This is a genomic window from Bradyrhizobium sp. MI1.10 (genome assembly GCF_055811035.1).
In genome coordinates, this window is sequence record NZ_JBVVPN010000035.1 from 1 (window position 1) to 22321 (window position 22321).

26 protein-coding genes are annotated in these 22321 nt (G+C 63.8%); 8 read left to right on the forward strand and 18 right to left on the reverse strand.

The window, feature by feature from the left end:
* Positions 1 to 146: 146 nt before the first annotated feature.
* Entirely contained in the window at positions 147 to 1952 is a 1806-nt protein-coding gene (gene xoxF5 / locus AC0L3K_RS29535) for a lanthanide-dependent methanol dehydrogenase XoxF5 (RefSeq protein ID WP_007601367.1), read from the reverse strand.
* A gap of 513 nt (positions 1953 to 2465) precedes the next feature.
* Here xoxF5 and AC0L3K_RS29540 point away from each other — a divergent pair.
* Positions 2466 to 3434, forward strand: a complete 969-nt coding sequence (locus tag AC0L3K_RS29540) for a helix-turn-helix domain-containing protein (RefSeq protein ID WP_007601369.1) — start codon at positions 2466 to 2468, stop codon at positions 3432 to 3434.
* Between the two features lie 59 nt (positions 3435 to 3493).
* On the opposite strand, the gene AC0L3K_RS29545 is transcribed toward AC0L3K_RS29540, so the two are convergent.
* The 6 genes from AC0L3K_RS29545 to AC0L3K_RS29570 all read right to left on the reverse strand — a co-directional run bounded on the left by AC0L3K_RS29545 (position 3494) and on the right by AC0L3K_RS29570 (position 9202).
* Positions 3494 to 3919, reverse strand: coding sequence for a hypothetical protein (locus tag AC0L3K_RS29545; RefSeq protein WP_007601372.1), 426 nt, complete (start codon positions 3917 to 3919; stop codon positions 3494 to 3496).
* Between the two features lie 131 nt (positions 3920 to 4050).
* Positions 4051 to 5040, reverse strand: coding sequence for a Bug family tripartite tricarboxylate transporter substrate binding protein (locus tag AC0L3K_RS29550; RefSeq protein WP_473367352.1), 990 nt, complete (start codon positions 5038 to 5040; stop codon positions 4051 to 4053).
* Between the two features lie 156 nt (positions 5041 to 5196).
* A complete protein-coding gene (locus AC0L3K_RS29555) occupies positions 5197 to 6117 on the reverse strand; it encodes a hypothetical protein (RefSeq protein ID WP_473367353.1) in 921 nt (306 codons plus the stop codon).
* 127 nt (positions 6118 to 6244) lie between these two features.
* Entirely contained in the window at positions 6245 to 7174 is a 930-nt protein-coding gene (locus AC0L3K_RS29560; protein ID WP_473367354.1) for a substrate-binding periplasmic protein, read from the reverse strand.
* The gene (locus AC0L3K_RS29565) at positions 7171 to 7527 is read right to left on the reverse strand and encodes a c-type cytochrome (RefSeq protein ID WP_473254710.1); all 357 of its coding nucleotides are present in this window, start codon (positions 7525 to 7527) and stop codon (positions 7171 to 7173) included. Before AC0L3K_RS29565 ends, AC0L3K_RS29560 begins: the two co-directional genes overlap by 4 nt.
* A 10-nt stretch (positions 7528 to 7537) precedes the next feature.
* Positions 7538 to 9202, reverse strand: a complete 1665-nt coding sequence (locus AC0L3K_RS29570) for a methanol/ethanol family PQQ-dependent dehydrogenase (RefSeq protein ID WP_354170565.1) — start codon at positions 9200 to 9202, stop codon at positions 7538 to 7540.
* A 342-nt stretch (positions 9203 to 9544) separates the two neighbouring features.
* Between AC0L3K_RS29570 and AC0L3K_RS29575 the strand changes: the two genes are divergently transcribed.
* The 4 genes from AC0L3K_RS29575 (at position 9545) to AC0L3K_RS29590 (ending at position 11486) form a co-directional block, all read left to right on the forward strand.
* Positions 9545 to 9937: an EF-hand domain-containing protein gene (locus AC0L3K_RS29575; protein ID WP_007601381.1), complete on the forward strand. Its 393-nt coding sequence runs from the start codon at positions 9545 to 9547 to the stop codon at positions 9935 to 9937.
* A 171-nt stretch (positions 9938 to 10108) separates the two neighbouring features.
* Positions 10109 to 10189, forward strand: coding sequence for a pyrroloquinoline quinone precursor peptide PqqA (gene pqqA / locus AC0L3K_RS29580; protein ID WP_035994375.1), 81 nt, complete (start codon positions 10109 to 10111; stop codon positions 10187 to 10189).
* A 48-nt stretch (positions 10190 to 10237) separates the two neighbouring features.
* Positions 10238 to 11143: a hypothetical protein gene (locus AC0L3K_RS29585; RefSeq protein ID WP_473367355.1), complete on the forward strand. Its 906-nt coding sequence runs from the start codon at positions 10238 to 10240 to the stop codon at positions 11141 to 11143.
* 133 nt (positions 11144 to 11276) lie between these two features.
* Positions 11277 to 11486 carry a hypothetical protein gene (locus tag AC0L3K_RS29590; RefSeq protein ID WP_007601386.1) on the forward strand — a complete coding sequence of 70 codons (210 nt, stop codon included), beginning with the start codon at positions 11277 to 11279 and terminating at the stop codon, positions 11484 to 11486.
* A gap of 168 nt (positions 11487 to 11654) precedes the next feature.
* Here AC0L3K_RS29590 and AC0L3K_RS29595 read toward each other — a convergent pair whose 3' ends face one another.
* From AC0L3K_RS29595 to AC0L3K_RS29610, 4 genes are read right to left on the reverse strand one after another with little or no spacing between them, the layout of a single operon-like run.
* Complete coding sequence (locus AC0L3K_RS29595; RefSeq protein WP_007601387.1) at positions 11655 to 12008, reverse strand: hypothetical protein; 354 nt, start codon at positions 12006 to 12008, stop codon at positions 11655 to 11657.
* 47 nt (positions 12009 to 12055) lie between these two features.
* Positions 12056 to 12766: an ABC transporter ATP-binding protein gene (locus AC0L3K_RS29600; protein ID WP_007601388.1), complete on the reverse strand. Its 711-nt coding sequence runs from the start codon at positions 12764 to 12766 to the stop codon at positions 12056 to 12058.
* A complete protein-coding gene (locus AC0L3K_RS29605) occupies positions 12756 to 13493 on the reverse strand; it encodes an ABC transporter permease (RefSeq protein ID WP_007601389.1) in 738 nt (245 codons plus the stop codon). The genes AC0L3K_RS29600 and AC0L3K_RS29605 overlap by 11 nt, the downstream gene beginning before the upstream one ends.
* Before the next feature lies 1 nt (position 13494).
* On the reverse strand, positions 13495 to 14475 hold the full coding sequence (locus AC0L3K_RS29610) for an ABC transporter substrate-binding protein (RefSeq protein ID WP_473367377.1): 981 nt from the start codon (positions 14473 to 14475) through the stop codon (positions 13495 to 13497).
* 87 nt (positions 14476 to 14562) lie between these two features.
* On the opposite strand from AC0L3K_RS29610, the gene AC0L3K_RS29615 reads away from it, so the two are divergent.
* Complete coding sequence (locus AC0L3K_RS29615) at positions 14563 to 14922, forward strand: hypothetical protein (RefSeq protein WP_354170572.1); 360 nt, start codon at positions 14563 to 14565, stop codon at positions 14920 to 14922.
* 211 nt (positions 14923 to 15133) lie between these two features.
* Here AC0L3K_RS29615 and AC0L3K_RS29620 read toward each other — a convergent pair whose 3' ends face one another.
* Both AC0L3K_RS29620 and AC0L3K_RS29625 read right to left on the reverse strand, forming a co-directional pair.
* Positions 15134 to 15952, reverse strand: coding sequence for a quinoprotein dehydrogenase-associated SoxYZ-like carrier (locus tag AC0L3K_RS29620; RefSeq protein WP_473367356.1), 819 nt, complete (start codon positions 15950 to 15952; stop codon positions 15134 to 15136).
* A 50-nt stretch (positions 15953 to 16002) separates the two neighbouring features.
* A complete protein-coding gene (locus AC0L3K_RS29625; protein ID WP_007601395.1) occupies positions 16003 to 16929 on the reverse strand; it encodes a quinoprotein relay system zinc metallohydrolase 2 in 927 nt (308 codons plus the stop codon).
* A 128-nt stretch (positions 16930 to 17057) separates the two neighbouring features.
* Between AC0L3K_RS29625 and AC0L3K_RS29630 the strand changes: the two genes are divergently transcribed.
* Complete coding sequence (locus AC0L3K_RS29630) at positions 17058 to 17939, forward strand: substrate-binding domain-containing protein (protein ID WP_473367357.1); 882 nt, start codon at positions 17058 to 17060, stop codon at positions 17937 to 17939.
* Between the two features lies 1 nt (position 17940).
* A complete protein-coding gene (locus AC0L3K_RS29635; protein ID WP_473367358.1) occupies positions 17941 to 18498 on the forward strand; it encodes a PQQ-dependent catabolism-associated CXXCW motif protein in 558 nt (185 codons plus the stop codon).
* A 161-nt stretch (positions 18499 to 18659) separates the two neighbouring features.
* Here the strand turns inward: AC0L3K_RS29635 and AC0L3K_RS29640 are convergent, their stop codons facing one another.
* The 5 genes from AC0L3K_RS29640 to AC0L3K_RS29660 form a co-directional block, all read right to left on the reverse strand.
* Positions 18660 to 18959 (reverse strand): copper-binding protein, encoded by a 300-nt coding sequence (locus AC0L3K_RS29640; RefSeq protein ID WP_007601401.1) that lies wholly within the window; start codon positions 18957 to 18959, stop codon positions 18660 to 18662.
* 131 nt (positions 18960 to 19090) lie between these two features.
* A complete protein-coding gene (locus AC0L3K_RS29645) occupies positions 19091 to 19705 on the reverse strand; it encodes a hypothetical protein (RefSeq protein ID WP_007601402.1) in 615 nt (204 codons plus the stop codon).
* Complete coding sequence (locus AC0L3K_RS29650; protein WP_035994388.1) at positions 19702 to 20550, reverse strand: ABC transporter permease; 849 nt, start codon at positions 20548 to 20550, stop codon at positions 19702 to 19704. Before AC0L3K_RS29650 ends, AC0L3K_RS29645 begins: the two co-directional genes overlap by 4 nt.
* Positions 20547 to 21353 (reverse strand): ABC transporter ATP-binding protein, encoded by an 807-nt coding sequence (locus AC0L3K_RS29655; protein ID WP_473367359.1) that lies wholly within the window; start codon positions 21351 to 21353, stop codon positions 20547 to 20549. Before AC0L3K_RS29655 ends, AC0L3K_RS29650 begins: the two co-directional genes overlap by 4 nt.
* Positions 21350 to 22318, reverse strand: coding sequence for a YVTN family beta-propeller repeat protein (locus tag AC0L3K_RS29660; RefSeq protein WP_473367360.1), 969 nt, complete (start codon positions 22316 to 22318; stop codon positions 21350 to 21352). Before AC0L3K_RS29660 ends, AC0L3K_RS29655 begins: the two co-directional genes overlap by 4 nt.
* Between the last annotated feature and the right edge of the window lie 3 nt (positions 22319 to 22321).

Consider the following 22321-nt stretch of genomic DNA (forward strand, 5'->3'; position numbering starts at 1 on the left):
CCGCGACGGAAATCCCCCCGCACGCCACCAACAACAACCCACCAATGCCAGCGCAGATTTTCCGCAACAGATTTCCCTCGGACGGCATTCGGCCAGCCGCGCCGGCGCGGGGAGTTCACCCCCGCGCCGGAGCGATGCTGAGAGGCCTAGTTGGGCAGCGAGAACACGGTCAGCGTTCCGCCGAGTGCCGTGTAGTTGCTGAGCGCCGCGTAGCCACCGACTGCGCCGAGACCGGCGGTCGGATCGGTCAGGCCTGCCGCCAGACCGATACCGGCCCAGCCGCCCACGCCCGAGAGCACTGCGACATACTGCTTGCCGCCGTTCTCATAGGTGGTGACGTTGCCGATGATGCCGGAGGGAGTCTTGAACTTGTAGAGCTCCTTGCCGGTCTTGGCGTCGACTGCCTTCAGGTAGCCTTCGAGCGTTCCGTAGAACACCACGTTGCCTGCGGTTGCGAGCGCGCCCGACCAGACCGAGAACTGCTCCTTGTTCGACCAGACGATCTTGCCGGTCTTGCCGTCCCAGGCGATGAAGTTACCCATGTGGGTTTCACCCTGCGGCGGATACATCGAGAGCGTCGCGCCCACGTAGGGCTGGCCCGCAGTGTAGCTCACCTTGAACGGTTCGTAGTCCATGCAGACGTGGTTGGTCGGAACGTAGAACAGCTGCGTGTCCGGCGAGTAGGCCGCCGGCTGCTCGTCCTTGGTGCCGAGCGCGGCCGGGCAGATGCCCTTCACGTTGTGGTCCTCGCCCGCCTTGTCGGTCGAAGCGGTGTCGAGCACCTTCGGGCGGCCGTAGGTGGCCGAGTTCTTGTCCATATCGACGCCGGAGGTCCAGTTCACCTTCGGATCGTACTTTTCGGCGACCAGGAGCTCACCGGTGGCACGATCGAGCGTGTAGCCGAGGCCGTTACGATCGAAGTGCGTCAGCAGCTTGCGCGGCTGGCCGTTGATGGCCTGGTCCGAGAGGATCATCTCGTTGACGCCGTCATAATCCCACTCGTCGTGGGGCGTCATCTGATAAACCCACTTGGCTTGGCCGGTGTCAGGGTTGCGAGCCCAGATCGTCATCGACCATTTGTTGTCGCCGGGACGCTGCTTCGGATTCCAGGTCGAGGGATTGCCCGATCCGTAGTAGACGAGGTTCAGCTCGGGATCGTAGGAGATCCAGCCCCAGGTGGCGCCGCCGCCGATCTTCCACTGATCGCCTTGCCAGGTCTTGAGGCTGGAGTCCTTGCCAATCGGCTTGCCGAGCGCGGTGGTCTTCTCTGCATCGACCAGGATTTGATCATCCGGTCCTTCGGAGTAGCCGCGCCAAGCCAGCTTGCCCGTCTTGATGTCGTAGGCGGTCATATGGGCTTGAACACCGAACTCGCCGCCGGAGATGCCGATCAGCACCTTGTCCTTGACGACCATGGGGGCCGAAGTACCGGTCTCGCCCTTGCTGGCGTCGCCGTTCTTCGCGGTCCATGCCACCTGACCGCTCTTGGCATCGAGCGCGACGAGCGTGGTGTCGGCCTGATGCAGGAAGATCTTGCCGTCGCCATAGGCCAAGCCGCGGTTGACCGTGTCGCAGCACATCACCGGGATCACATTCGGATCCTGCTTCGGCTCGTACTTCCAGACGATCTTGTTCTCGTTGGAAAGGTCAATAGCGTAGACCTTGTTCGGGAACGGCGTGTGGACGTACATCATGTTGCCGATGATCAGCGGGCCGCCTTCGTGGCCGCGCAGCACGCCGGTCGAGAAGGTCCAGGCGACCTGGAGCTTGCCTACGTTTTGTGCGTTGATCTGGTTCAGCTTGGAATAGCGGGTGTTGGCGTAGTCGCCCGTCGGCATCACCCAGTCTTTCGGGTTCTGCGACATCTTGAGCACTTCGTCGTTGGCCGACGCGCTGCCGACGGCGAGGGCCGCCGCGGAGCCAAGATAGGCCGCGAGTAGTACCTTGCGCATAGTCATTCCTCCATTGGTCTCGTTTATTGTTTCCGAAGCATTGCTTAATCGCCGGGCTTTTCGTCCGGCGTCTGCTCGTGCAGGGCGGTCACGATTGGGACCAGAAACGATGCTGTGGTGTTTCCTCCTCCTGATGAGAGCCACGGGTCCACGTGCGGAGCGGCCCGTTCTTGTTGTTCCTGATGCAATCCCTAACGACTTCGTTATCGGGAAACTTGCCCAAGAGAGAAGCTGGTTTGCTTGACAGCGCACGGCCGCGAAGATTTTGATTTTGCAGTAGCGAATTCAGCGGCTTCCGCAGCGCTTTGGGACCGTCTCCCACGCTTAGGTTCCCCTTGACGGCGCTGCAACTAAGGCGGAGGATTAACTTACAAGGGTGGCATTGGAACGACGGCGCTCGTTCTGGAAGATCGCTCAAAATCGAGGTAAACGTCACGCAATCACGGTTCAGGGCTCCGGCAGCGCGGCTCGCGATTCGCGTCAAATCTCCGGATCAAACCAGTGGCTGGATTAATGTCCGACACGATTCACACGCTCTCGACGACGGGAATGACGCCGAAACGTCAGATCCAAAGCTGGATCGACGGGCTGACGAGCCTGTGCGGGCATTTCGACGTCGATCCGCTCGAAGCGTCTTCGCTCGAAGGCCGCATCGACTACACCAGCGTCTCGCGCCTGAAGCTCTGCCAGATCGAAGTCAGCCAGCATCGGATTGCGCACACGCTGGCGCGCGCCAAGGCCAATGAACACCCGTATATCAAGATCCACTTCCAGACTTACGGTGTGTCCTATTTCGAGCAGGAAGGCCGCCACATCGAGCTGAACCCGGGCGACATCATCGCCTATGACGTCTCCTGTCCGCATTCGATCATCAGCCCCGCTTTCACGCGCCATGACGTGGTGATCGTGCCAAAGGCGCTGCTGCGCGACCGCGGATTCCCGTCGCAGCGAATGCCCGCCTGCAAATTGACCTCACGCACCGGGACGGGGCGGATCGCCCATGATTTCGTCCATGCGACCTTCGACGAGGCGGCGAAGCTGTCGGCGAACAGTGCGGTCGGCGTCGCCGATTCGCTGATCGACCTCTTGCTGCTGCCGCTGCGCGAGGCCGACACGATGCTCGATCGCGTCGGGCCCGAAGCGACCTATGTGCGCGCGCAGTTCTTCATCCGCGAGCATTTGCGCGATCCGGATCTGTGCATCGACCAGATTTCCGGCGAGCTCGGCTGCTCCAAGCGCTATCTGCACATGCTGTTCTCGGAGCGCGGCACCACGGTGAGCGACTACATCTGGCAGGCGCGTCTTCAGAATTGCCGCCAGGAGCTCGAGGCCCACGCCGGCAAGACCATCACCGACGTCGCATTCTCCTGGGGCTTCTCCAGCTCATCGCATTTCAGCCGGGTGTTCCGGAAATATTTCGGCGTGGTGCCGTCCTCGATCCACAAGGCGCAACAGGGCGCGGTTGCGGCGGACGAGCACTAGGCAAACGCCAGGTTCGGCGTCGACGACAGCGGTTGCCCCTCACGCGCCCGCGATGTCTCTCACGCCGATATGGCGATGTAGGGAATGCTTATCAGGAGAGCGGCGAGCAGCACCGCGTTGCCCAGCATCCCGCTCCAATGCAGCCGGCGCAGCCGACGCGGGGCCTCGGCATCGCCGGCGTCCGTGGCGCTGAGCTGCTCGTCCATCCGCTGCATGAACCCGCGGCGTCCGTAGATCGCCAAGGCTGCAAGGAGGCCGACGCCCATCGCTGCGACCAGACGACCGTCGAGCAGGAAAGCTACTGCTCCGATAATTCCGGCAACGCGCATCACCAGAAAATGGGCATTGAACATTCCGCGCAAAAGCTGGGCGACGGGCTGGATATCCAGCTTCACCAGCAGGAAGGCCGGAGACGCCAGCGTGAAATAGCCCATCGGAAAGAGCAGGATGATCATGACGGCTACGGCGACGCCATCCGGTGTCATGGGATCGGCCTTTCTGGTCCGCGCCGGCGAGACCTTTCCGCCGGCATCGCACAATCATAGCGGGAAAATGCGTTTCCGGCACTAGGCTTTGGTCGGATGCTGCGCCGCGAAGGGGCGTCTTGTCTCCCGGTTCAGGAGGGCTCGAGGCCGAGCGACCGCGCGCTCTCGATCCAGATCGGCAGCTCGCGCTGATATAGGGCGTTGGTGTCCTTGAAGCCGATCGCGGGTTCGAGCACGAACGTGTTGAGAACCTCCTTCACCTTCGGGTCGTTGTTGGCAGCGACGCAAAGCTCCGCCAAGCGGTCGACGACCGGTTGCGGTGTAGCCTTCGGCACGGCCCAGCCGGAGAAGCCGCTAACGGTGAAGAATTTCGACGTCGCGCCCTGCTCGGGGAGGGTCTTGATATCGGGGATGGCGTCGACCTTCTTCGAATGCACCGCGAACACGGTGCCACGGTCGCTCTGCAAAACCGACTGCGCTGCCGTGTAGCTGCCCATGGCCACATCGAGCGTACCTTCCAGCATGCCCGTCCACATCGGGGCTTCGCCGCGATAGTGGATCGGCTCGATGGCAAGGCCATACTGTTTGTTGAGCTCGTGGACCGTCATATGCGGAGCCGAGCCCGCACTATAGGTGCCGAAGTTGACCTTGCCGCTTTTGCGCGCGAAGGCGACGAAATCCTCCAACGTCTTGACGCCGGTTTTCGGGTTCGCCACCAGCAACAGGCCGGCGCCCGGAATGACGCTGACGAGCGTCAAATCCTTGTCCATGTCGTAGCCGGGAGTCTTCATCACCACCCGGTTCATGATGTAGGTGGTCGAGATCGAGCACAGGATGGTGTGGCCGTCGGGCTCCGCGCGGGCGACCTCCGCCGTCCCGATCGCGCCCGCGGCACCGGGCTTGTTCTCGACGACGACGGTCTTTCCAACCTGCTTGGCAATGAATTCACCATAGGCGCGCGCGAGCAGATCGGTCTGTCCGCCGGCGGGGTAGCTGCAAATCATGCGGATCTGCCGCGATGGCCACGCAGCCTGCGCCGAGGCGCCGCGCGAGACGAAAGGCATCGCGAGTGTGGTGGTGCCGGCGGCGATGAAGTGGCGGCGATCGAATTCTGCGGACATGATTCTCTCCCGGATTGTCGCCGACGGTACTGCATCGGGTCGCCTCTGCCGTGGGTGGCAGGCGAGACAGATTGGCGCATTCGAACGGCCGCGCCGTGCCTATTCGGGCGTCATCCGGACAATCGCACTTTTCGCATGACACGCAGCCAGACGATTTCAGTCAGGGCTACCGCAAGCAAGCCGAAGGTGCCGCCGATCAGCACGTTGACGATGCGCTCCTCCGCGATGCCGCTGGCGCTGCCGGCGAAGGAAGCGGCCAGCGCGATGAAGAAGCAGCGCAGGCCGAAGCCGACGATGTAGCGGGAGAACGCGATCAGCGTGAGGGTGGCCGCGAGAACCGCGAGCGCATAGCCGACGCGGCTTTGCGGCAGCACCATGCCGCTGTTTCAGCTTGCCGGTCGAAGCGGCGAGATCGCCGACCACGACGCTTGCGGCCGACCACATCACCCATTGGCCCTGCGCGAGATCGAGGATCTCGACCAGCGCCGCCGCAGCGAACACTGCAAGGGCGGTTGCCGCCGCGGGCACAAACCACTCGGCCGCGGGCGCTCCGAACGAGGTCGCGGCATCGCCGCACCGTCGCTGGTCGTAAATCCGGATGGCGCAGACCAGAGCCAGCGCGATCGGAGAGGACACGATGATCATGCCGGCATGGCGCAGGGCTTCCGAGGCGCTCACGCCCTCCCGCACCTCGCAGGCGAGATACACGGCGGGGATGAACACCCAATTTCCGAGCGTGCGGAAATGTTCGCCATGGCGTGTCACCGCGACCGCAAGGAATCCGGCGAGCGCCGTCAGCACTGCGAATAGCGGCTTGATCGGGGCGGCAAGGAAGAGCGCGGCAAAAGTGAGGAGGATGGCAATGTAGTGCCATACGATAACCTTCGGCGGCAGGTGCAGCCGTAGCGCCGGAATGAGCAGCGAGACCGCGACCAACCCGAGATTCAGCAGCGCCGTCTCGCGCGCGACGAAATAGGCGGCGACCATCGGGCCGACGACGATCAGCGCCCGCACCAGCTCGCCGGTCTTGATTTCGCGCGAGAGCAGATCGCGCAGGCCTGCTGCGGAAGGATTCACGATGCCACCAGATGGCCGAATGAAAACGGCGGTATCATAGGGTGCAGAATGTCGCCGAGCCAGCGATGGTTGTAGTGGGCCCATCGCCGACCACTTTATCCGTCATTCCGGGAGCCGGACGCTCCGGTCACCGCTGAATGATCTTCATCCAGACGTCGCCGAGGATTGCAGGCTCCTGCGGCGGCAGATAGCTCAGCCCCGCCTGCCTGCCGAATTCGGCGATCTTGCCCTCGGCGGCAAGCCCGCTCAGCGCCTTGTCGACGGCGTCGATCAGCGCCGGATCGCTGGCCAGCCCGACATAGCCGCGATTGGCCCCGATCGGATAGTAGTAGCCGGACGCGGTGATCGCCGTATCGGGGTGCACGGCGCGATGGGCGTCGAGGCGGCCGAGGTCGATCAGCGTCGCGTCATAGTCGCCACGGGCAAGTGCGCCGAGAAGATCATCGCGGCCGGGGACGAGATGCGTGATGTCGTCGATCAGGCGCCCCTTGTCGAAGGTCATGAGGATCGCATCGCCGAGCGAGCCGCTCTCGATAACCAGGCGCAGGCCGGCGAGGTCGCCGATGTCGCCGATCTTGCGACCCCGCGCCTTGGGTCCGAGCACGACTGTCATCGGCGAGTAGACATAGGGCTGGCTCGGCGCGAGCACGCCGAGCGCGACGCGGCGGCGTCGGTCGTCGCGGGTGGCGCCGGCAAAATCCGGCAAGCGCGCCGTTTTCATGCCGGGCTTGACGAGGGAGTCCGTCGTCAGCGCATAGCCGCCGACGAGCGAGCAGCGCCCGTCGGACAGCAGCGCATTGGCCTCGAGCTGCGGGCTCGAATCCTCGTCCAGCTTGCTCTCGAACCACTGGATCGTCAGCGGTCGTCCGAGCCGGTCGGCGATCGCCTGCGCCAGCAGCACGTCGAAACCAGAGTCCGGCTTGCCCTTGTGGTGCACCGACAGCGGTGGCCGGTCCTCGTCGAGACAAATCTTGAGCGGATCGTCGGCCGCGCGTGCAGCCGCGGCCGCCGCCGCGAGGATTGCGGCAATGCTCCAAGCGGCCAGCCAGCGCCTCATGGTTTTCTCCGGCTCGAGATGAAGGCCCAGAGATTCCCGATCTCCTCGTCGCTGAGAATGTCGGCCCAGGGCGGCATCTTGTTGTTCTTGCCGTTCTTCACCGTGGTGACGAAGCGCGTCTTGTCGTCGGGGAAGGCGCGCAGGTCCGGCGTGATGGTGCCGGGGTTCATCATGTTGGGGCCGTGGCAGTGCGAGCATTTCTCGGCATAGGTCGACTTGCCGTGGTCGATCTGTGCCTGCACGGGATTGCCGGTTGAATCATCCGCGGCACGAACGGCCGCCGCAAGCGCGACCGTCAGCACCGCGACGGTGGCAAGGATCGCCACCGTCCTGTACGTCACCTCTTTCAGCATCGTGCCGTGGCTACTGCTTGACCGCAAAAACCCACAGCGAGCCCCCAGCCGGTACCGTGGCAAGCCGCTCGTCACCGGAGAAGATCGAGTAGACGCCGCCGTACCCGCTCGTCACGGCGACATACTGCACGCCGTCCTGCTGCCAGGTCACCGGTTGTCCCTCGATGCCCGAGCCGGTCTGGAACTGCCAGAGCTTCTTGCCGGTGTCGGCGTCGAAGGCCTCGAACTCGCCGGTCAGCGCGCCCGAGAACACGACGCCACCCGCGGTCGACAGCACGCCCGAGAAGCGCGGGATGTCGCTGGGCGCTTCCCACTTGGCCTTCCCGGTCATGGGGTCGATCGCCTTCAGATGCCCGCGCGGACCATCACCCCATTCCCAGAGGTCGGTGAGGTCCATGCCGAGATACCATTCACCCTGCTTGAAGGTGACGGGCTCGGTCTTGTAGTGCCCGCCGAAGGCGAGCGTGTTGGCGTAGGCGAGCCCGGTTTGCGGGTTGAAGGACATCGGCTCCCAGTTCTTGCCTCCAAGCAGCGACGGAAAGACAACGACCTTCTTGCCCTCGCGCGCGTCCTTGCTGACATCGGTCTCGATCGGCCGGCCCGTCTTCATGTCGATTCCCGTCGCCCAGTTGACCTTCACGTAAGGATTGGCCGCAAGCAGCTTTCCGTTGGTGCGGTCGAGCACGTAGAAGAAGCCGTTGCGGTTGGCGTCCATCAACACCTTGGTCGGCTTGCCCTCGACGTTCATGTCGGCGAGGACCATCTCGGCCACGCTGTCATAGTCGAACGGATTGTTCGGCGAGAACTGGTAGTGCCACTTGATCTTGCCGGTCTTGGGATCCATCGCCAGCACGGAGCAGGTGTAGAGGTTATCGCCCGGGCGTACCGCAGAGTTGAACGGTCCGGGATTGCCGATACCCCAATAGACCGTGTTCAGCTCGGGATCATAGGAGCCCGTGATCCAGGTCGAGCCACCGCCGAGCTTCCAGGTATCGCCCTTCCAGGTGTCGCCGCCGGGCTCGTCCGGGGAGGGGATCGAATGGGTGCGCCACAGGTGCTTGCCCGTTGCCGGATCCCAGCCGTCGATGAAGCCGCGGGTGCCGAACTCGGCGCCGGAGATGCCGGTGATCACGACGCCGTCGGCGACCAGCGGCGCCACCGTCATCGAATAGCCTTCCTTGATATCGGCAGCCTTCTGCCGCCACAGCTCCTTGCCGTCCTTGGCGTCGAGCGCGATCACGTTGGCGTCGAGCGTGGTGCGGAACACCTTGCCGTCATAGAGTGCGGCGCCGCGATTGATAATGCCGCAGCAGACGATGCGCGGCGTTTCGGCAGGATACTCGACCTTGGATTTCCAGATCTGCTTGCCGGTCTTGGCGTCGACCGCCATCGTCGCGTTGTGCGACGTCACGTAGATCACGCCCTGGTACACTAGCGGCTGCGATTCCTCGCTGCGATCATCGTTGAAAGAGTAGTTCCAGACCGGGACAAGGTTCTTGACGCTGTCCTTGTTGATCTGGTTCAGCGTCGAGAAACGCTGGAGATTGTAGCCCATTCCGTAATTGAGAACGTTCGATGTATCGGTCGCACCCTTGACCAGCTGCTCGCTGGTTTGTGCATTTGCACAAGTCGATGCAAGCATGACGAGGCTCGCGGCCATCGCAAAGCGTTTCATCCGTTCCTCCCAATGTGCGCGCCTATTGACGCTGCGGCAGCAACACTCCGCCTGAATGCAAAACGCGTCAATACGAAAGTCGTAGTTGCGACGCCGATCTGGTGGGCGGCCGGAAGCCGGTCACCTGACGGAGAGCTGACAAGCAACTCTCACTTGTGCGCAGGCGCTGAAGAAATTCCGCGGCATGGAGCAGGGCGCGTGCGCCACGGCAATGGTCGGGCTGACGGGTTCCGCAAGTTGTACGGGCGTAGCCTGCAATTCGGGGCTTGAACCGAGGCTCGCTTGTGGACTTATGTCGTTTCGATCCGGCTCGAATCGGAGCTCTTGGTCTGGGAGGTTTTCATGATATCGCGTCGCTCTGTTGCACTTGCGCTCACGATTGCACTGATGTCCGGTCCGGCATGGTCGGCCTCCGGCAACGCGGTCAAGACGTTCGATACCGACAATGACGGCACGCTCGACCTTGCCGAGGTGAAGAAGGCGGCGACCGCGTTGTTCGCCAAGCTCGATCCCGATCATGACGGCACGCTTGACGCCCGCGAGTTGCGCGGACGGTTAACGGCGAAAGAACTCGCCGCCGCCGATCCCGATCGCGACGGGACTCTCACGCTCGACGAATATCTCTCCGTGGTGGAGCAGCGCTTCAACGCGGCGAATCCCGACAAGGATGGAACGCTGGATGCCAAGGAGCTGAACTCGCGCGCCGGCCGCGCGCTGCTGCGCTTGTTGCAGTGAGCGCCGCGCCGCTTGACTGGGAGCGAAGGCGAGTTGCCCGAGAGAGAAATTTGCAAGCGCGATGCGACAGTTCGCTGTGTCGACGGCGCGATTCCCGACTTGCGCTGTGCCTGACGCAGCCCTAGGTTTTGGCCGGCGCGATGTCGCGCTCAATCCCTTGGGAGTCCCCGAATGGCCTGGAAAGCTCCGAAGATCGTGGAAGTGTCGGTCGGCATGGAAATCAACATGTACGCCTGCGCTTTGCGCAAGTAGGACCACAAGTAAGACTGCAAGTAAGACTTGCGACCTGCCGCGGCTTCGATGGCAACTACCATCGAAGCCGTGGTAGTGTCGGGGATGCGCGCGAGAGCCCTTACATTCTGGACCATAGCCGCCTGCACCGTCGCGCTCGCGCCGGCATGCGTCAGCGCCGAAGAGGGCTTTGATACCGAGCACATCTTCGGCTTCATGATCGGCACCGATGTCGGCAATCCCGGCGAGCGCGAATTCCAGACCCAGACGACAGGACGATTCGGCAAAGGCGGCGGGACCTATCGCGCCCTGTCGCAGGAGGTCGAGATAGAGATCGTGCCGCTGCCGAACTTCCGCATCGAGGTCGGCGGCACTGCCACGCTGCACGACATCACCGGCGTCCCCGATATCGGCGACCGCCGTCAGTTCAATTTCCAGGGCGCTTCGCTCGACCTGCGCTATCGCCTGCTCGATCGCGAGCGCGCGCCATTCGGGTTGACTGTCGCCGCCGAACTCCATGGCGATCGCATCGACGAGACTTCCGGCGCAAAAGGGCGGATGTACGGTACCGATTTCACGCTCGCCTTCGATCGCGAGCTGATCCCGAACTTCGCCATCGGCGCGCTCAACCTGATCTATCAACCCGAATGGGCGCGTTTCGAAATGGCGGGACTGTCCGAAAAGAGTTCGACCATCGGCGCGGCCTTCGCCGGCCTCGTCCGCGTGCGGCCCGATGTGCTGCTCGGCGGCGAGGTGCGCTACTTCCGGCAGTACGAAGGCATCGGCCTCGGCGAGTTCGCAGGCCAAGCCCTCTTCGTCGGTCCGACTGCTTATTTCCAGCTTTCCGATCGCTCGCGCCTGACCATGAGCTGGAGCATGCAGGCCTGGGGCCGTCCGGCCGGATCGGGCGGCAATCTCGACCTCGTCAATTTCGAGCGCCACCAGGCGAGGCTGGTGTTTGGAGTTAATTTCTAGCGCTCGCGCCCCGGTTGCGGGGAGAGGCGATGGGGCAATTCCCGCTCGATTTCGCGTGGCCGGATTGAAACTTCCGGCTCCTCGGAGCGTAGCCTTTTGTGCTATTCTTCATCGGCTCTGCGAGGATCCCGGCATGAACCCGATCGACCTGGTGGTGACTGTGTGTGCGTTGCTCTCGCCTGCGACCTGCGAGGAGCAGCATCTGGTGTTCAACTATGCGGGGTCGCCGACGCAATGCGCGATGGCTGCGCCGCCCTATATCGCGCAATGGGTTGGCGACCATCCGAAGTGGCAAGCGGTGCGGTGGCGCTGCGAATATCCGCACCCGAACGATAAGGCGTGAAGAGCTGCGCCGCCTTCCCGGTCGCGACTGGCCTAGGTCCTCATCCTGATGAGCTTGCGAAGCAAGCGTCTCGAAGGATGGCCGCAGGTGACAGACGGGCCTGCATGGTTCGAGACGCGCGTTCCGCGCTCCTCACCATGAGGCGAAACGCTCGTAACGCAGCCCGCGTTATTTGCTGCAGTCCTTCAGATCCTTGTCGGCGATCGAGAACACCGCATCCGCCTTGATCTCGATGTCGCGCACGATGCACTGCCGTGCATTGGGATAGCTGACCCTGGCATCGTAGCGGCCGGGCTCGACGCCGGTGATGCGCAGCCGCTCGTCGTGATCGACCTCCTTGTCCTTGTCGTTCAAGCACTGGTTCGGCCCCCACTCGGTCTTCCCGGCCGGCGAGAGCTGGAAACCGGAGATCGTCTCCGTCGTCAGATTCCAGAGCCGGATACCCTTGCCTTTGGCCTGCGCGAGCGCCGCGCCGGGCATCGCAACCAACAGGATGCCGATCGCAATCAGCGTACGCCGCATGATGACCCTCCCGCGAAGATGTCGTTGATCCAATTGACCATGAGTTCTCATTTCGATTCAAGCTGCAACGCGGCGAGCTCGGCCCTGATCTTGCCGAGCTCGGCCTCGCTGCGCTCCGCGCGCGGGATGGCAATCGGCACCTCGCGCACGATGCGCGCCGGTCGCGGCGATAGCAAGAACAGGCGGTCGCCGAGCCGGATCGCATCATCCAGGCTGTGGGTGACGAGCAACGTCATCACCGGACGGCGCGCCACCAGCGTCGCGATCTCGTCGCGCAAACGGCCGGCGAGTGCGTCGTCGAGCGAGGCGAGGGGCTCGTCGAGCACGAGCAGGTCAGGCTCCACCGCAAAGGCGCGGGCGAGCGCGACGCGCCGGGCGAGGCCCAGTGACAATTCGCCTGGAAAATGACTGCGATGCGCGTCCAGCTCCAGGATCCTGAACAGCTCGGCGAGCTTGGCGTCGGTCACATCGGGTGCCGCAAGCCGTACATTCTGCTCGACCGAGCGCCATGGCAGCAGCCGCGGCTCCTGGAAAACCATGCCGATCCGCGCTTCCGGCGGGCGCGAGACGTGCCCCTCGAAATCGCGGTCGAGCCCGAGGATGATGCGCAGCATCGTGCTCTTGCCGCAGCCGGAGGGACCGATCAGCACGCCGACCTCGCCGGACTGAAGCGCGAATCTGACCGGCGCGAGCACCTCCTGCGTCCCGCCCGCGGCACTCTTGAAGCTCTTGCCTGTGATATCGACCTCAAGCCGCACGGGGTCGCCATCGTGTTGCGCGGGCTTCGAACGGTTGCACCAGCGCGGTCTCGATCACGAGCACGACGGCGGCGAAGGTCAGCGAATAGGCCAGCAGCCGCGGCGTGTCGAACAGCTGGAAAGCGACGCCGATCTCGAAGCCGACGCCGTTCGGCCGGCCCAGGAGTTCGGCGACCAGCACGATCTTCCACACCAGCGACAATCCGGAGCGGGCTGAGGCTGCGATATAGGGTGCCAGTTGCGGCAGCACGACGTGGCGGAACGCGCGCCAGCGCGGCATCGCGAACACGCTCGCCATCTCGTCGAGCGAGCGGTCGAGCGCGCGTGCGCCCTCGCGCAGGGTGACGATGGCGGTCGGCAGCTTGTTGATCGCGATCGCCGCGATCGCTGCGGCCTCGGTGAGGCCGGCCCAGATATAGGCCAGCACGATCACGACCAGCGCGGGCAGGTTCAGGAGCAGGATCAGCCAGGGATCGCCGAGCCGGTCGGCGAGCTTCACCCGTCCCATCAGATAGCCGATGGCGCTGCCGAGCGACATCGCCAGCACGAAGGCGAGGCTCACGCGGGCGAGCGTGGCGCCGAGATGCAGGAACAGCGCGCCGCTCGATGCTTCCGCGATGACGACGTCGAGCACGGCGGACGGAGAGGGCAGCTTTGCGGCGCCGACGAACAGGGCGGCTGTCCACCAGATCGCGAGCAACAGGGCAAACGACAGAAGACGCAGCACCTCAGTCTCCGGCAACTGCGTGATAGAACGTGCCGGTATCGAGCTCGGCAGCGGGGCCCACGAGGTCGCGTCCGCCGATCTCGGCCAGCACGCGGTAGAGCACGCGCGCGTCCTTTTCTTCGTCATCGATGCTCCGGCGCGGAATGCCGTCGCGATATCGCTCGCGATAGGTCTTCAGCAGGGTGGCATCGCTCGTGCCGGTGAGCGGTGCGATCTTGTCCCAGGCTGCATCCGAGGTCACCAGCAGCTGCTTGGCCTTGCGGGTCATCGCGATGAAGCGCGCCACCGCATCGCGATGACCTGCCGCCCAGCTTTCGTCGAAGACATAGCCGACTGCGGAGACCGCGCCCTTGGCGCCGAGTTTCGGCAATATGTCCTCGATGCCGGTGAGGCGTCTAAAGCCCTTGGCCTCCAGCTGTGCACAGAAATTCCAGAAGTTGAGGCTCGCATCCATCTCGCCGTCGAGCGCCTTGGCGGCGATCAGAGGCGGAGCACCATAGACGATGGTCGCCTCCGATTTCAGGTCGATGCCGTCCTGCTTCATGCGCGCCTGGAGCAGCTGCCAGCTCTTGTCGATGGGACCGCCGCCGACCGCCAGCTTGCGGCCCTTCAAATCAGCCAGCGACTTGATCGGCGAGGCGGCCGGCACCATCACCGCGCCGAGCGCGCTGGAATAGGGATAGAAGGTGAGCTTGGCGCCGAGCGTGCGCTCGCGCGACACCCACAGCCAGTCGGACAGGATGATGTCGGCATTGCCAGCGCGCAGGGCGATCTTGCCGGCCTCGGGGCTCGCAAGCTCGGTGACGTCGAGCGACAGGTCGGCCTCCTTGTCGAGGCCGCCGGCGCGGATCGCGGCCAGCTCCCAGGAGAATGTTCCGGTCTTCTGCACCGCAAGGCGAATCGTATCCGCGGCGCGGCCGGGCCCGGCTAGTGTCAGCGCCAGCGTCGTCGCGAGCGCCAATGATCGACCAAATGCTCTCATCACCTTGTGAGCCGTTTCCTCTGGTAGGGTGCTTTTCAGGACAATACGCATAGCATAGCTTCCGTCGCAACCAGCGGGAGGACGCTCATGAATCTGGCCGGACAGCTACGACCGATTGTCGCCGCATTGGCGGTGTGGGCTGCGACCGCGCTCGGTGCACAGGCTGAAGAGGCCAATGATTATCCGACGTCGGCGCGTGCCGAGTATGTCTATGGCTGCATGAAGGCCAATGGCGAGAGCCGGCAGGCAATCGAACAATGTTCCTGCTCGATCGACGTGGTGGCCTCGATCGTGTCCTATGAGCGCTACGTCACCGCCGAAACCGCGCTCAGCATGTCCCAGGTCCGCGGCAATCTCGGCGTCCAGTTCCGCACCTCGGAGCAGGCGAACTCGGCCGTGAATGATTTGCGGCGAGCACAGGCGGAAGCCGAGGTGAGGTGTTTCTAGCACTTTCTTCCTTCTCCCTTTGTGGGAGAAGGTGGCGCGAAGCGCCGGATGAGGGGTATGTCTCCGCGAATACTATCGCAAGAGAGTAGCTCGCGGAGGCAAACCCCTCACCCAAGCGAAGTTTTGTCTACCAGGGGTGCTGCCCTCTCCCACAAGGGGCGAGGGCACAGCCATCCGCAATGCGTTTGACTTTGAAGGGGAAGGTGGCGCGCTACGTCCCCGGCTTCTCCACATCCCACTCGTTGCGGAACACGTGACCATCCGTGTCCTTGGCTTCCGCGCGAAAACGCTTGGCGCCGTTGGACACATAGGTGAAGCGCAGATTGGGATCTTCCGAGATCGAGATGCCGCCTTCCATCGAAAGCACGGGGCTGTCGTCCTGTGTCAGCTTGAGCTGGTTGACGAAGAAGGCGGGAATGTAGAGCTGCGTGACCTGGTCCATCTGCAGCCCGGAATTGTTGGGATGGCCGATCATGATCTGCGCCTCCCGCATGCGGCTCGCGGGGGCCTCTTCGCGCGCGAATTGCCGGTAGCGCATCTGGCCGAGCCGGTTCTGGGCTTCCTCGGCATTCTTTCCCGCTGGTGCCGAGCAGCCGCCGGAGGCCTTCACATAGACTTTCGAGACGTAGAGCTGGCCATCGCTGAGCTCGGCCACCGCATGAACGTCGGTGTAATTGTTGACGCGCACGCGCGTCGAGATTTCAGTGACGTTGGCATCCGGCCCGAGCTCGAACTTCGCTGCCATCGGTGCGGGGTTACGATCGATCACCAGCGTGATCGAACGGATGCGGCGGGCATCGCCAGGCGAGAGCTTGCTGCGCAGGGTCACCGGAACGATGGCCGCGTCCTCGGCGCGATACGGCATCTCGATGCCAATGACATTGCCGCCGTCATTCATCGGACGGTTGCTGAAGATGTCCTGCACCAGGCCCGGCCAGGGATCGTAAGCTTCTTCCGCCTGCGCCGGCACGGCGAATGCAATGCCGAGGAGCAGGGCGATCAGAGGCAGTCGGCGCGTGCATCCCGTCATGGTCATGGTCCCGCGGACGAAGCAACGTTACGCACATCGTAGCGCGTCCGCTACTCCCATTCAATTTCCGAAAATGCTGCGGTTGCGTTGCGGGCGTTGTAGTCGTCGAACAGCTCCCAGTGCGGCCGTTCCGAGGCGGCGGCCTTGTCAGCGGCGGTTCGGATCGGTTCGCCCTTCTTGTTCGCTGCCCGGACGTCCGTCAGCAGTGCCATCAGATAGCGCCGCTCATCGATCAGCGCCGCAGGCCATTCGCTCACGGGCCCGTGACCGGGAACGACGCGCTGCGCCGGAATGCTCTCGAGTTCCCCGAGGGTGCCGAGCCAGCCGCGAATGCTGCCGTCCATCACCGGAATATGGCGGAGGAAGACGAGGTCGCCAGCGAACAGCGTCTTCGTCGTCTCATCGAATACGGTCAAATCATTGTCGCTGTGCCCGGCCGGCCAGGCCCGCAAGCTCAGGCGGCGCGCGCCGAGGTCGAGCGTCATTGTATCCGTGACAAGCATTGTGGGCGGCACGATCTTCACGGGAGATATCAATTCGTCGCCCATGATGCGCCTAAAATTGTCGAGATAGTACGGGCCGCGCGCAGCCAGCGCCCGCGGCAGCCTGCTGTGACCGACGAAAATGGTGTCTCCGACGGCGAAGGCCGCATTGCCGAAAACATGGTCGGGATGGCCGTGGGTATTGATGACGTAGCGGATCGGCTTGCTGGTGCGGGCTCGCACCGCCGCCAATAGCGCCTCGCCCTCGCGAAAGCTACCGCCGGTATCGATCACGGCCACCGCATCCTTGCCCACGATGAAGCCGACGTTGGCGATGTCGCCCTCGTTCTCGCGGGTCATCAGCGCGATGGTCCCGGAGTGTACGAATATTCCCGGCGCGACTTCGCTCACAGGCAATTCGGCCGCTGCGGCGCATGCTAGCGTCGCTGTCACCAGCAGGGACAAGGCTGCGATCACGAGAGCGATGCGAGACACTTTTCCGCCTCAGTTCAAAGGGTTGCGCGCATTGCACTGCAACAAAGAAAGCCAGCACAAACTCTGGCAAGACATGGCGCGTCATGCGTTGCATGGCTAGCATTCAAACAAGCGTAGGAGGAAGCGCGATGACGGAGGCCGGACGACATCGTCGCTGGTTGTTTTCACTGAGTATCCTGGTTGCGTCTTGCGCGTTCGGCGACGTCGCCATCGCGCAGACCAACGAGACGGGTGACCTCTCGTTCGAGCTGGTCGACCCCAAGGTGCTGCGCGTCTGTTCCGACCCGCGCAATCTGCCGTTCTCGAACGAGAAGGGCGAGGGGTTCGAGAACAAGCTTGCCGAGCTGTTTGCGGACAAGCTCCAGAAGAAGCTCGACTATGTCTTTTTTCCGCAAGCCACCGGCTTCGTGCGCATGACGCTCGGCTCGCATCGCTGCGACGTCATCATGGGCTTCCCCCAAGGCGATGACCTCGTGCAAGGCACCAATCCCTATTACCGCACGAGCTATGCGCTGGTCGCGAAAGCAGGCGGCGGGCTGGAGGAGGTCGACACGCTCGAGGATGCCAGGCTGAAGGGCAAGCATGTCGGCATCGTCGCCGGTACGCCGCCTGCCACCAACATGGCCATCGCGGGACTGATGGGTGATGCAAAGCCCTATCCGCTGATGATCGACACGCGCTACGACAATTCGGCGCAGGCAATGATCGATGATCTCACGGCGGGCAAGATCGACGCCGGCGTGCTGTGGGGACCGATGGCAGGATTCTACGCAAAGAAGGCGGGGTCGCTTCATGTCACGCCGCTGGTGAAGGAAACCACCGGGCCAAAGCTGGTCTATCGCATCGGCATGGGCGTGCGTGGCGCCGACCAGAACTGGAAGCGGCAGCTCAACAAGCTGATCCAGGAGAACCAGGGCGAGATCAACAAGATCCTGCTCGATTTCGGCGTGCCGCTGCTGGACGAGAGCGATCGGCCGCTCGGCGCGGAGACGGCCAAGAAGGCACCATGACATGAGGCGGCGCGTTGTCGCTGCGCTGGTCGCCGCCGTGCTGATGGCGCCGGTCGTTGCGCAGCAGCAGGAGCCGTTCGAGCCCGAGGGCTATCGCACCGACAACTACCGCGCGCCCGTGCCGGCGACGCTCGGCGGCGCGCGCGTGCTGTCGACGTCAGAAGCCGAGGCGATCTGGCACGCGAAGAGCGGCGCCTTCATCGACGTGCTGCCGCGCGCGCCGAAGCCGAAGAACCTTCCAGCGGGTACCGTCTGGCGCGAGGCGCCGCGCAAAAACATTCCGGGCAGCATCTGGCTGCCGGATACCGGCTACGGAACGCTGCCGCCCGCCATGGACGACTATTTCCAGCGCGGCCTCGCGCGTGCATCACACGGCGACAAGACCGCGCTGCTCGTGATCTATTGCCTGGCGGATTGCTGGATGTCCTGGAACGCCGCCAAGCGCGCGCTCGCGTATGGCTACTCCAGCGTCGCCTGGTATCCCGATGGCACCGACGGCTGGGAGCGTGCAAAGCTTCCGACTGAGGAGGCGCAGCCCAAGCCGCGGCCGGAGCAGTGAAGAATTGAGCCGAGCTGTGTCGTCGATGGCCTCGTGGTTCGAGACGACCGCTTCGCGGTCTCCTCGCCATGAGGGTCTGACATCTCGCCACGAAACCAGACCTCATCCTGAGGAGCCCGCCGTAGGCGGGCGTCTCGAAGGATGGCCGCAAAGATCCCGGCCTACTGCTTCTGCAGCTTGGTCAGCGTGCCCGTGCCGTTATTGTCGGTCGCAGAGTAGCTCACCCGGTCGCCGGCGTGGACGGCATCGAGCATCGCGGCGTCCTTGGCCTTGTACTCCTGCAGCGCGCCGGCCCCGCCTGCGCTGCCGCCGACTGTGCCCTTCTGCGTCTGCTGGATCGAGATCGTGCTGTTGAGCCGATCAATCCGAGTGACCATGCCGGTCAGATCGTCAGCGAATGCGCTGCTTGCGAGCATGCTGATGGCCGCAGCGCCTGCGAGGATGAATTTTGTGGTTCCCATCGAGGCCTCCCGATGCCTTGGATTACCCGTCGACAAGACATCCTAGACCGATTTGGTTCCGGCATATAGCACAGGTTAATGATCGCAATGGAGGCGCGGGAACCTGCCGCAAGCGGTCAATGAGGCTGACGCTATTCCATTTCCTGCTGGATCACGCGTCCGAGCGCAAACAGCCGCTGGTCGATGGTGGTGGGAACCTCGCAAACGAACCGCACGACCTTGTGGCGGTCCTCGAAAATGCGGGTCTTCCAGATCAGCTCGTTGCTGAGCGCCTCGACCTTAGCCTCGTCGCGCGGCGTGGCGCCCTGGAGCGCCTGGAGCTGGACACTCTCCTCGCGGATCTTGTCGGCGGCTTCGCGCTGCTTGCGGCTGACGCGTTCCAACCCGCTCATGACCTGCGAGCGCTGAGCGTTGAGCGTGTCGAACAGACCTGCGAACAGCAGTTTCGCATTCGCGGTCTTGTCGGCCGCGGAGCCCGCCAAAAACTCCTTCACCAACTTCTCGGCCTCTTCCAGCGGTGTCTTGCGTGCCGACAGTTTGGCGACCAGCGCGCTGACCTTGGCGTCGTCCTTCCACTTGTTCTGCACGTCGTCGAGCGAGGGGCCAGCCCAAACGGCCGCGAGCGAAATTTCCGGCACTTTTGCCTGCGTGCAGGGCCAATCCGGATAGCGCGGATCGGCCGCGCGTGCCGCCGTGCCCGCGGCTGCGAGCATCAGAGCGGCCATGGCCAGAACCCGAACCGTCATCCTTCGCCTCCCGCAGGGCCCCGTCGCGCCAGCCCGCGCGAGGGATCATAGGCCAGAATCGCGCCGATCATGAAGACGATTGTGCAGGTCGCGACCACCGCCAGCGAGATCCAGTTGATCTGTCCGTACAGCGCGAAGCGGATCAGCTCGACCGCATGGGTGAACGGATTGGCCTCGCAGACATAGTAGAGATATGGGCTGCCCTCCTGCACCCGCCAGAGCGGGTAGAGCGCCGATGAAGCGAAGAACATCGGGAAAATGACAAAGTTCATCACGCCGGCAAAGTTCTCCAGCTGCTTGATGCCAGAGGAGATCAGCATGCCGAGCGAACCCAGCATCAGTCCGGACAGGATCAGTGCCGGCAATACCGTGAGATAGCCTGACAGAGGAGGGGTGATGTCCCAGAACCAGGCGATCAGCAGGAACGCATAGACCTGGAGCAGCGACACCGCGGTGCCCGCGAGCAGCTTGCAGAACAACAGGTAGCCGCGCGGCAGTGGGCTTACCAGCAGCGTGCGCATGTTGCCCATCTCGCGGTCATAGACCATCGAGAGCGAGGATTGCATGCCGTTGAACAGCTGGATCATCGCCATCAGCCCGGGCGCGATGAAGACCTCGTAGAGGATGTAGGTCTCGTAGGGCGGGATGATGGAGATGCCGAGCACCTGGCGGAAACCGGCGGCGAAGATGAACAGCCACACCAGCGGCCGCACCAGCGCCGAGACGAACCGCTCGCGCTGGTGCAGGAAGCGCAGTCCTTCGCGCCAGACGATGCCCGTGAGGCAGGTCATGTATTCGGCGGCCGAGAAGCCGCGTGGCGCCTCGCGCATGCTGATGCTGCTCATGCGCCGTCGCCCGGCAGGGTCTGCGCACCGGTCAGGCGCATGAAGGCGGAGTTGACGTCCTCCGCGCCGGCTTCCGCGACGACGCGACTCATCGGTCCCTGCGCCAGCACCTTGCCCTGATGCAGCACCACGAGATCGTCACCGGCCATGATTTCGTCGAACAGATGCGTGGCCCAGAGCACGCCGATGCCTTGCTCGCTCACGAGCTGGCGCACATGGCTGATGATGTCGGCGCGCGCTTTGACGTCGAGGCCGACGGTGGGCTCGTCCAGCAAGAGCAGGCGTGGCCGATGCAGCAGCGCACGGGCGATCTCCAGCCGCCGCATCTGCCCGCCCGAGAGATCGCGCACCTTGCTGCCGGCGCGCTCGGTAAGCCCGATGCGACCGAGCAGCTCGGCGGCTCGCGCGCGGGCCTCGCGGCGGCTGATGCCGTGGAGTGCGGCGTGATAGAGCAGGTTCTGCGTCAGCGACAGATCGAGATCGAGCGTGCGCGGCTGGAACACGACGCCGAGCAACCGCAGCGCTTCTCCGGGACTCTTGCTGACATCATGGCCGAAAATGCCGACGCGGCCGGACTGGATGCCGAACAGGCGCGTGATCAGCGAGAACAGCGTGCTCTTGCCCGCCCCGTTGAGGCCAAGCAGGGCCGTGAAGCTCGCGGGCTGCACGTCGAAGGACACGTCCATCAGCGCGCGGCGCGGGCCATAGGCGTGGCTGACGCTGTCGATCGATAGCGCGGGCACACCCGCCGGATCGGGCCTTGGTGTTTCGCGTTGTTCGGCGATGGGAGCAGGGCTGGTCATGGCGCGATCGTGATACCCCAGGGCAGTTCGCCCACCTGAATGGTCTTGATCACCTTTTGCGCGGCGACGTCGATGACGGAGACGTCGTTCGAGACGCCATTGGTGGTGAGCAGAAATTTTTCGTCCGGCGTGAAGGCCATGTGCCAGACCCGTTGTCCCACCAGCAGATATTTGGTCACCTTGCGCGAGGCGGTATCGACCACGGCGATGCGGTTGGCTGGCCCGAGCGCGATGAAGGCGGTCTTGTCGTCCCGGGTCATGCCGATGCCGACGGGCTGGATCGCCTCTTTCCTCAACCCCGGAATCTCGAAATTGATCTTCCCGGTCACCTCGTGCTTTGCGGGGTCGATGATTGAGACGGTGCCGCCGATCTCCGAGGACACCCACAATTCGGAAGCGTCGTGCTTGAATTCGGCAAAGCGCGGCCGCGCGTCGACCAGCACGTTGGCGACGATCTGGCGCGACGACGTGTCGATGAAATGCGCCATGTTGGTGGTCTCGGACGTGTTGATCAGCGTCTTGCCGTCCGGGCTGATCGTCATGCCCTCGGGCTCGACGCCGACCTGGATGTCGCCAAGGCGGGCGCGCTTCTCGAGGTCGATCACGGTCACCGTGTTGTCGTTCTCGTTCGCGACATAGAGGACCTTGCCAGCGGCATCCTGGGCGAACAATTCCGGGTCGGGCCCGGAGGGCAGGCTGTCCACGACGGCCTGCGTCTTGGCGTCGATCATCTGGATGGTGTCGTCGTCGCCGACCGCGACCATCACGAACTTGCCATCGCGCGTGAAGTCGATGCCGCGCGGGCGCTGGCCGACCTTGATGGTCTTGGTCACCGTCCAGCTGTCGGTGTCGATCACCGACACCGTGTTGCTCTTCTCGTTCGAGACATAAGCGATGAACGCATGCGCCGGCGCTGCCGCCAGCGCCAGTCCGAACAGCAACCCAACACGCCACGTGCGCAACATCTG

Coding starts and splice junctions, on each gene's coding strand:
- xoxF5 (WP_007601367.1), bottom strand. CDS start 1,952: ATGCGCAAGGTACTACTCGCGGCCTATCTTGGCTCCGCGGCGGCCCTC.
- AC0L3K_RS29540 (WP_007601369.1), top strand. CDS start 2,466: ATGTCCGACACGATTCACACGCTCTCGACGACGGGAATGACGCCGAAA.
- AC0L3K_RS29545 (WP_007601372.1), bottom strand. CDS start 3,919: ATGACACCGGATGGCGTCGCCGTAGCCGTCATGATCATCCTGCTCTTT.
- AC0L3K_RS29550 (WP_473367352.1), bottom strand. CDS start 5,040: ATGTCCGCAGAATTCGATCGCCGCCACTTCATCGCCGCCGGCACCACC.
- AC0L3K_RS29560 (WP_473367354.1), bottom strand. CDS start 7,174: ATGAGGCGCTGGCTGGCCGCTTGGAGCATTGCCGCAATCCTCGCGGCG.
- AC0L3K_RS29565 (WP_473254710.1), bottom strand. CDS start 7,527: ATGCTGAAAGAGGTGACGTACAGGACGGTGGCGATCCTTGCCACCGTC.
- AC0L3K_RS29570 (WP_354170565.1), bottom strand. CDS start 9,202: ATGAAACGCTTTGCGATGGCCGCGAGCCTCGTCATGCTTGCATCGACT.
- AC0L3K_RS29575 (WP_007601381.1), top strand. CDS start 9,545: ATGATATCGCGTCGCTCTGTTGCACTTGCGCTCACGATTGCACTGATG.
- pqqA (WP_035994375.1), top strand. CDS start 10,109: ATGGCCTGGAAAGCTCCGAAGATCGTGGAAGTGTCGGTCGGCATGGAA.
- AC0L3K_RS29585 (WP_473367355.1), top strand. CDS start 10,238: ATGGCAACTACCATCGAAGCCGTGGTAGTGTCGGGGATGCGCGCGAGA.
- AC0L3K_RS29590 (WP_007601386.1), top strand. CDS start 11,277: ATGAACCCGATCGACCTGGTGGTGACTGTGTGTGCGTTGCTCTCGCCT.
- AC0L3K_RS29595 (WP_007601387.1), bottom strand. CDS start 12,008: ATGCGGCGTACGCTGATTGCGATCGGCATCCTGTTGGTTGCGATGCCC.
- AC0L3K_RS29610 (WP_473367377.1), bottom strand. CDS start 14,475: ATGAGAGCATTTGGTCGATCATTGGCGCTCGCGACGACGCTGGCGCTG.
- AC0L3K_RS29615 (WP_354170572.1), top strand. CDS start 14,563: ATGAATCTGGCCGGACAGCTACGACCGATTGTCGCCGCATTGGCGGTG.
- AC0L3K_RS29620 (WP_473367356.1), bottom strand. CDS start 15,952: ATGACGGGATGCACGCGCCGACTGCCTCTGATCGCCCTGCTCCTCGGC.
- AC0L3K_RS29630 (WP_473367357.1), top strand. CDS start 17,058: ATGACGGAGGCCGGACGACATCGTCGCTGGTTGTTTTCACTGAGTATC.
- AC0L3K_RS29635 (WP_473367358.1), top strand. CDS start 17,941: ATGAGGCGGCGCGTTGTCGCTGCGCTGGTCGCCGCCGTGCTGATGGCG.
- AC0L3K_RS29640 (WP_007601401.1), bottom strand. CDS start 18,959: ATGGGAACCACAAAATTCATCCTCGCAGGCGCTGCGGCCATCAGCATG.
- AC0L3K_RS29645 (WP_007601402.1), bottom strand. CDS start 19,705: ATGACGGTTCGGGTTCTGGCCATGGCCGCTCTGATGCTCGCAGCCGCG.
- AC0L3K_RS29650 (WP_035994388.1), bottom strand. CDS start 20,550: ATGAGCAGCATCAGCATGCGCGAGGCGCCACGCGGCTTCTCGGCCGCC.
- AC0L3K_RS29655 (WP_473367359.1), bottom strand. CDS start 21,353: ATGACCAGCCCTGCTCCCATCGCCGAACAACGCGAAACACCAAGGCCC.
- AC0L3K_RS29660 (WP_473367360.1), bottom strand. CDS start 22,318: ATGTTGCGCACGTGGCGTGTTGGGTTGCTGTTCGGACTGGCGCTGGCG.